This is a genomic window from Ruegeria sp. YTSA075 (assembly GCF_059610245.1).
Genome location: NZ_JBXWNG010000015.1, coordinates 45,887 through 53,247 on the forward strand (window position 1 = coordinate 45,887; position 7,361 = coordinate 53,247).

At 53.2% G+C, this 7,361-nt stretch carries 7 protein-coding genes; 2 read left to right on the forward strand and 5 right to left on the reverse strand.

Annotation, left to right across the window (positions count from 1 at the left end; genetic code table 11):
• Positions 1 to 45 precede the first annotated feature (45 nt).
• Entirely contained in the window at positions 46 to 966 is a 921-nt protein-coding gene (locus AC2FGE_RS18845) for a LysR substrate-binding domain-containing protein (RefSeq protein ID WP_496820824.1), read from the reverse strand.
• Between the two features lie 626 nt (positions 967 to 1,592).
• Between AC2FGE_RS18845 and AC2FGE_RS18850 the strand changes: the two genes are divergently transcribed.
• On the forward strand, positions 1,593 to 2,372 hold the full coding sequence (locus AC2FGE_RS18850) for a VOC family protein (protein WP_496820825.1): 780 nt from the start codon (positions 1,593 to 1,595) through the stop codon (positions 2,370 to 2,372).
• A gap of 461 nt (positions 2,373 to 2,833) precedes the next feature.
• Here the strand turns inward: AC2FGE_RS18850 and AC2FGE_RS18855 are convergent, their stop codons facing one another.
• The 4 genes from AC2FGE_RS18855 to AC2FGE_RS18870 form a co-directional block, all read right to left on the reverse strand.
• Positions 2,834 to 3,940, reverse strand: a complete 1,107-nt coding sequence (locus AC2FGE_RS18855) for an alanine/ornithine racemase family PLP-dependent enzyme (RefSeq protein WP_496820826.1) — start codon at positions 3,938 to 3,940, stop codon at positions 2,834 to 2,836.
• Positions 3,937 to 5,136: an N-acetyltransferase DgcN family protein gene (locus AC2FGE_RS18860; protein ID WP_496820827.1), complete on the reverse strand. Its 1,200-nt coding sequence runs from the start codon at positions 5,134 to 5,136 to the stop codon at positions 3,937 to 3,939. Before AC2FGE_RS18860 ends, AC2FGE_RS18855 begins: the two co-directional genes overlap by 4 nt.
• A 78-nt stretch (positions 5,137 to 5,214) precedes the next feature.
• On the reverse strand, positions 5,215 to 6,054 hold the full coding sequence (locus AC2FGE_RS18865) for a hypothetical protein (RefSeq protein ID WP_496820833.1): 840 nt from the start codon (positions 6,052 to 6,054) through the stop codon (positions 5,215 to 5,217).
• Complete coding sequence (locus AC2FGE_RS18870; RefSeq protein ID WP_496820829.1) at positions 6,044 to 6,397, reverse strand: hypothetical protein; 354 nt, start codon at positions 6,395 to 6,397, stop codon at positions 6,044 to 6,046. The genes AC2FGE_RS18865 and AC2FGE_RS18870 overlap by 11 nt, the downstream gene beginning before the upstream one ends.
• Positions 6,398 to 7,035: 638 nt before the next feature.
• Between AC2FGE_RS18870 and AC2FGE_RS18875 the strand changes: the two genes are divergently transcribed.
• A partial coding sequence (locus tag AC2FGE_RS18875) for an IS110 family transposase (RefSeq protein ID WP_496820830.1) occupies positions 7,036 to 7,361 on the forward strand: 326 nt, incomplete at its 3' end.

Genomic DNA, 7,361 nt, shown 5'->3' on the forward strand with positions numbered 1-7,361 from the left:
TGATCCAAATCTCAGAAATTCTCAGGCGTTAGCCTGCACTCAAAGTTATGATACCCGCTCTGACAGCAGGAAACCTGCAAGGTTGTTCTCGGCTTCGTTCATGGGTGATCGACGTGGCACGCCCAGGTAATAGCCAAAGTCCGTGATCATGACCTCCCCGGTCAGTTCCACCAGATACCCACTGTCCAAATAGGGTTGAACCAAGGCCCGGCTGCCTAGGACAACCCCTTCACTGCGCAGCGCCGCATCGACCGCCATCATGTAGGTTGGAAAAACAACTCTCGGCTCATTTCCCTGCGCATCTGCCGCTTTCTGCTCAAACCAATCTCGCAGGGTCATCGTGTGCACGCCCGCTCGATGATAGTCGTACAGATCCATACTACCCACATCCTCTGGGGATAGGTCTGACGGCTGCCCGGTGCGCCCTGTGGCTTCTAAATAGGCGGGCGAGGCGACTGGTATCAGCACTTCCTCAAACAGCAAGGTCAAGGTCCAATCTGGATGCGTACCCCTTGAATATATGAGCGCAAGCTGACTGTCAGCCAACCCCAATTCGCTGAGATTGTCGGTCGTTGTCAGCTGAACAGAGACCTCGGGATAACGATCAATAAACCGGCGCAGTCGCGGCGACAGCCAAAGTTGGGACACGGCGGCGGAAGCCGCGACCGACACCGTAGAGGTTGCTGTTTGCGCAGTAAGATCGTCAAGTTCCACGCCGAGGTACTCCAACGACGCCCCCGCGCGCAGAAACAGTCGCTGACCCTTGACAGTCAGCGACAGCTGTCGTCCATTGCGATAGAACAGACTAAATCCCAAAACCTGCTCAAGATGTTTGATACGCCGGCTGACAGCGGCCTGTGTGACCGACAACTCCTGTGCCGCTGCCGAAAAGCTCATCAGACGGGCCGCGCATGCAAAGACCCTTAATGCGTCAAGGGAGACAATATCAATGAGGCGTTTCTTCATAACTATCTATTGGGGAAAACATTCCGAACAGTCCACTGAAATATAGTTGCAGAATTCTAATGGTTTTGCTGGATTCATGAACACGTATCAAGTACGAGCCTCATCGACCCAGACATTGGATTAATCCGCAGCGAATACCCGCTTTGTCCCGCGTTTCGCGAGTTCGGGTAGCCTTCGATTTCGCGCTTGCCGCGAAAGTCGGGAATGACGGGCGGCGCCGCAGCGAAGCGAAGGTTAGCCAGATGTCTCTTTTGGGCCGTTCTGGCTTTTTCACCAATCGCAATTCGCTCCGCCTAAGTCTGCGAATATCAGACTCGGCTCCATCGAACATTCCTTTTTTGAGAGCAGCTTTAGCGGTCATTGTCCAAAGGCCAACTTCAACCCTAAAAGCTGGAACTGCAAAGCACGAAATATTAGGCTTGGATCGGGTCGCGAGCAACAAGAGAAGCACAAAACTGCGAAGGTCTGTAGAGGGTTCAATCCGACAGAAAGTCAGGCCGCAGTGAATGGCGGCTTTTTCATTGGTAGCATGGGTTTCAGCAAACGCGATCATGGCTGTTGACCTGGGTCAAGTCGACCGCAGGCCAGTATTGTATAAATTGCGGGGATAATGGGAGTTCACCGCTATGACATGTAACAAGGTCGGCCGATTCGTTTGGCATGATCTCTTCACGGGCGACCGATCACGCTCAATGGACTTCTATAGAGACCTTGCCTCCTGGAGCTTTTTGACCGAGCACACGATGGATTTTGCCTGGGGCGGCGGTGAGAAGGAATTTGTGCTCGCCTTAGCACAAGAAGAGGTTGGCGCAGGCTTTGTAGAGACACCGCAACACTATGACGACGGATGGATCGCCTATGTGGAGGTCGAAGATGTAGATCAATCCGCGTCGGCAGTTGAGAGACTCGGTGGAACCGTTGTGAGACCTCCATTCGAGGTGCCGGGCGTTGGTCGCAACTGTCTTTTGAGGGACCCTTTAGGAGCCTTGGTCGGTATCTGCCGGTCCCGACACTCCCATCCGGTGCAGGAGCGGCAATTTGGAGTAGACGGGTATCTATCGTGTTCAGCAGATTTCCCTGGTGAGTTTTATTCGGAGTTGTTTGGATGGGTTTCCGGGTACGACAGCGAACTGCTACGAAATACTATCATTTCACTACCGTCCGGCTATGAAATTGCCGAGCAGTTGCGCGGGTTGCCTCAGGAACAAAAATATGCCTGCTGGATTCCGAGCATCAAAGTTGAAGACGCCACCGCCGCCTGTCGGGACACAGAACGATTGGGTGGAAAACTGGCCAAGATCGACACGAATGATCCGGATCGCACACTCCACCCAGTTTTTTACGATCCGAATGGTGCGCTATTCTTTCTTGTTAACGCATCACTCCGGACACGGAACGATCGTTGAGAGCAAGGGCAGCAAGCTGCCCTTGCATGGTCGATTCTTTAGAATGGGAACCGATAGTGCGAAGGAGGCGGGTGTTCAACCTCCGGCGGAAGGCCGACGTCCTTCCTCAGGTGAGTTGGAAACTCGTTTCTTCTGCGCAAAACAGGCCGTTCCACGCTTGATCGCCGGGCGAAGATAGCCGCTAAGGGCCCAAAGATGCGTTCGTCACTTTTTGACGGGTTTTGGCGCGCGGGATGCAACGGATGTGTTCGCTTCTCTTTCAAGCCGGGCGATGCGAAGCCGGTCGTTCTTGATTTTTCTTTGCTCAGCGTCTTCGTCGATCATTTTTCTAACGATCCGCGTTGTTTTGTCCATCGGTGTTTCCGCTTTGGAAACCTGCGGTTTGAAAACGGTAGTTTTCCTTAGTTTAGCCATGGCTATTCTCCTGAATACATTAACGGCGCTTCTGCGAATGAGAATTTTCAAACTGATGCTAAGTGAGAACCCCGCGCACGTCGCGAAGGATGGCCGCGGATCATCTTTGTTTTGACGTCTGGAGAGGACATGGCATTCATCAACGCGCTGTAGTTCAATTGAAACCGCATTTCCGATCCCACGCTCAACGCAGATTGGCAGGTTCCGATGACAAGATGATCACTTGTTGCGCCAATTAGTCTGTTTCCTAGGGGCATAGAAAGCCCAAAAACGTCAGTATCTTGATGCCCAACAGCCAAAATCAGTTGCGCGTTCTGGGCGCTGTTAGAGACAAGGTGAAGCTTTTTGAACACCGGATCGCAGATGCTCTGAGGGTGAGTTACAGGTTTGGACCCTGATTCAATTATCTCGGCGACAAGCTTAAAGGCATCCGTGTACATCCCGCCTATCTGTTCTCCGGAAACAGGGTCAACACCTAGAAGTATTGCTTCCCCCAACCTTAGATCGTTGATGCGACCAATTGGGTGTCCACCGAAGGCCCAAGGTAAGTTGGCAGAGTTACCACCGGATACTGTCTGAAAGAATGGGCCACACTGGCCTTCAGTGTCATTCGCGAGGACAGATAATGCCTCCATTTCGGCAGCCTCCGGAGCACTCCCGCTCAGGCATGCAAAGTTCGCTCCGATTCCTTTCAGCGCGACACCGGGCATGTCCACTACTTTCTGCGCAATTGAGCCGAGGTCCTTCGGCATAATCCCTTCACGCAAATCACCCATCTCGACCATCAGGATAACTCCGTGCACCCTGTCTTTCCGTATCGCCGCGCCCGCCAAGCCTGCGATCACAGTTATCTCTGTGTTATAACTTGCCTCACAGAATTGAACGACCTGTTCGACCTGGCTCAGCATTGGCGTGCGGATCAAAGTGATCGGGCATTTTATGCCCGCATTTCGTAACTTCCGAACGTTACTAAGGCGCGCTTCTGCAAGTCCCACGGCGCCACCGTCCAGCATAGCCCGACCGATGGCTGGATGCCCGCACACTGCTTTGGTCACACCAGTAACACTGATGCCACGTGTCGCGAGGCGCTCAACTACAGTCTGTGTATTGTGGCGTATCTTGCCTAGATGCACCTCAATGCGGGGGGTGCTCATATCGCAGTCAAAGACGTTGGTTGGCGTAAGCCGGGATAAGCTGCAAGCACCATGGTAAGCAAATGCGACGCCGGTCGACTGAGTACATCCGTTACAGGCAGCCCGAGTATTTGTGATTGTGCGGCAATAGTTTCTGTAACTTCGGCCTCAGACATCCCCTCGTGATTGAGTGTGACGCCGATAACTTTTGTGTCGGCAAACGCCTCTATAAGGGCAATTTCATTGGCAGGTTTGGGCATTGGCATTTCGGGAAAATCACAGCGATGCGCGCGTTTTGGTGCGTGCTGAAGGATAACGGCGTCCGGCTGGCTGCCCCGCAGGATAAAGGCGGACGTGCAAAACGCCGGATGACTTAACGCCCCTTGACCTTCGATCAATATGACATCGGGCTGTTCAGATTCTGACGCCGCAACTATCGCACCTTCCAGCTCACCGCAGCAGAACTGCGGCGGCACGGCATCCATTGCCACACCGTATTTTGCGCCCTGCATCAAACCCGTCTGACCCGTACCAACAAGAACAGTTTTGATTCCTTTTGCGTTCAAAGCGCGGGCCAATACGGTCGCTGTTGTCCGCTTTCCAATGGCGCAATCGGTCCCAAGAACCGCGATGCGCAAGGCGTCCACGCCGGCGATACTGCCATCGAACAGGCGCATATCTTTGCTGGGTTTAGGTTTTCGAACATCGCGAATGGTGACATTGCGTTCAGAAGCAAAGGACGCGATCTCAATGTCATCGCTCAGATATTCATGCAATCCACTGACGATGTTCATACCAAGGGATATCGCATCCAGAACAACGCCGCGATCTGCCGATGAGAGTCGCCCGCTGGATGGTGCCATCCCGTAAATCAGGGTATTGGGAATCTCTGTTTCATGGAAGACGGCAGCGTCCAGATTACCGAAGACCGGAATGTGATTTGCTGTATCGTCAAGAACCAGCCCGCTGTCTTTGCCGCTGTGGTCGCTGTCGATGACAGACAGAATCTTGTATGCCTCTGAATGGCGGACGAGACCATTTGCAGTTTTGCCATCGATTTTGGCGAAGTTGCCCTGACAATAAACAATCGCAGATGGCGGCACGACGATCTGAGTGGTGGCTGTTGATCTTGACTGTTTGTCATCTGTCAACGGTGGCGCTTGAGCACCGCTGACGGGACGACGGATAGTGTTTGCCGCGCTAAAGTCGGTTTTCATGATGTTTCCTTTGTATGGTCGACGCCGACGGCAACGCTGTTGTCACCATCGAATATTCCAGTCGAAACTGCCGTGCCCTCAGTTATCGAGAACGCACAGATCTTTAGCCAACTTGAAATTCTTATTGCATTCCCAACGGTTTCCGGATCTGTCCAGATGGGCATTTGCAGGGATTTCTATTTTCTTACAGCTCGCATCCGAGTTTGCGTATCCCCGTTCGCACTTCCATCCCGTGCCGTAAGTTGCATCGTCAAAGTATGCATGGTCAGGGATCACAACCGCCGCGCAAAGGCCATCCTGTTCAAAGAACCCACGTTCGCATGTCCAAGGTCGGCCATATCCTTTTGAATTCAGATAAGCGTTGGCGGGTACTACAATGGCGACGCAAAGATCACCTGATGGCTCAAACCCACGGTTGCATTCCCACGCCGGCCCGTAGCTAGTAGCTGCCATGTACGCGTTTTCGGGTACAACAATTTCTTGGCAGGTGTCGTCGACTTTGAGAAAACCGCGCGAACAGTTCCAGCGCTCACCTGATGAATCAAGGAACCCGCCATCAGGCACAATCACAGCAACACAGGCTGTATCGTCGTTCTTGCGAAAACCATGGAGACATTCCCAACCGCGTCCATAGCTACGGTTGGTTTGATACGCATTATCCGGCACTACGACGGCTTTGCAGACGTCACCACTCAGTCTATATCCGACGTCACATTTCCACCCGTCACCGTAGCTCTTGGCGGAGGCGTTCTCAGGCATCGATTGCGATGCGGATTGCGCAAGTGCAGGCAATGGAAATACGAGCAGAGCACAGATTGGGAACACGATCAGCGCGGCAATCATCTGAATGCCAGGTGACAAATGTGATCCCCAGATCATCCGACGCAGCTGCGGCGTTGCCTGTGAGCTATGACCCATCCAGCTCAAGTCCCGCGATACAGGCGTCTGCTAGGTCGCGGCTGGGTGTGTCTGACCCCGGTAACGTAGCCCAACCCGTATCCATCAGAGCCTTGCGGCGGGTGAATCCAGAGGCCTCTTGAAGGTTAACCAGAATTTCTTCGCGATTGGGGTCAGCTGCTGACCTGTTCAGGCAAACCGGCACCATCGCGAGCGTCACTTCTGTGCTTGCAAGATCCTTTGCCATTTCTTGAGCGCTGCCACTGGTTGTCCAGCCGCCCCAAGTAAAGCCAATGATAGAGATTGCAACCGCACCACCCAAGGCACCGTAGATGCCTGGTTTCGTCCATTCTGGAAAAGTCATTTTTGGATCCTTTGGCGGAGAAAGCGCCGCCTCACTGTTTGGAGTCTTTCCATCACAAGCGGATCAACTGGTGTCACAATCGAGTTGGTCGTGCGCGATAACATCGGCAACCTTCCCCAACATCAGATCCCAATTGGAGGACGTGACAGCTGAATTGTCATGATGGAAGAACGTAGCTCACTCCAGCAGACAGTATGCCCAAGCCGCAGAAAACCAGAACTCTAGTACCTGCTACATAACCACTTGGCGTCGAGATTACAACGCTCGTCGACCCACCGCTGTTTCCAGGGCCCCCAATGGCGATGAAAGAAACGGGAGCAAGTTAACGTTCGTTTGTTAAATTGACAAATCCACAGCCAGATATTTGATCCCTTTAGCAAACCCTCTAAGTAGCCGACATTCGCTGCACTACAGAAAACAGGTAGTAAGGGGCTCACCGCCGCCGCTGGTGCTGATGCGGCATATGGGCCTGGAGAATGATTTCGCATAACGAGGGCGGCCCTTTGCGGACTTTTCTCCGCACTTAAAGCTCTGCAATGCAGCGTCACCATAGCGGATGGGGTGGATGGCTCCTGCTCCACCGGCGTCGCAATGCGCCATAATGCAGTTGTCTATCACTGCTAGGAAGGAGCCACCCAATGCAGGTTACTACAGTCGGCCTAGATCTGGCCAAGAACATCTTTCAGGTGCACGGGATCACAGAGGATGGAAGCGTTGCGTTCAACAAGTCTCTCAGGCGGGCGCAACTCTTACAATTTTTCGAGAAGCTTGAGCCTTGTCTCATCGGCATGGAGGCGTGTGGATCAGGTCACCATTGGGCGCGGCAGTTTCAAAAGCTGGGCCATGAAGTCCGGCTAATGCCTGCAATGTATGTGAAGGCCTACGTCAAACGCGGCAAGTCTGACGCCATTGATGCCGAAGCAATCTGTGAAGCTGTGACGCGCCCCACAATGCGGTTCGTGGC

What these genes read in the sequence shown, in the direction of transcription:
- AC2FGE_RS18845 (WP_496820824.1), bottom strand. Translation starts at nt 966, where the DNA reads ATGAAGAAACGCCTCATTGATATTGTCTCCCTTGACGCATTAAGGGTC.
- AC2FGE_RS18870 (WP_496820829.1), bottom strand. Translation starts at nt 6,397, where the DNA reads ATGACTTTTCCAGAATGGACGAAACCAGGCATCTACGGTGCCTTGGGT.
- AC2FGE_RS18850 (WP_496820825.1), top strand. Translation starts at nt 1,593, where the DNA reads ATGACATGTAACAAGGTCGGCCGATTCGTTTGGCATGATCTCTTCACG.
- AC2FGE_RS18865 (WP_496820833.1), bottom strand. Translation starts at nt 6,054, where the DNA reads ATGGGTCATAGCTCACAGGCAACGCCGCAGCTGCGTCGGATGATCTGG.
- AC2FGE_RS18860 (WP_496820827.1), bottom strand. Translation starts at nt 5,136, where the DNA reads ATGAAAACCGACTTTAGCGCGGCAAACACTATCCGTCGTCCCGTCAGC.
- AC2FGE_RS18855 (WP_496820826.1), bottom strand. Translation starts at nt 3,940, where the DNA reads ATGAGCACCCCCCGCATTGAGGTGCATCTAGGCAAGATACGCCACAAT.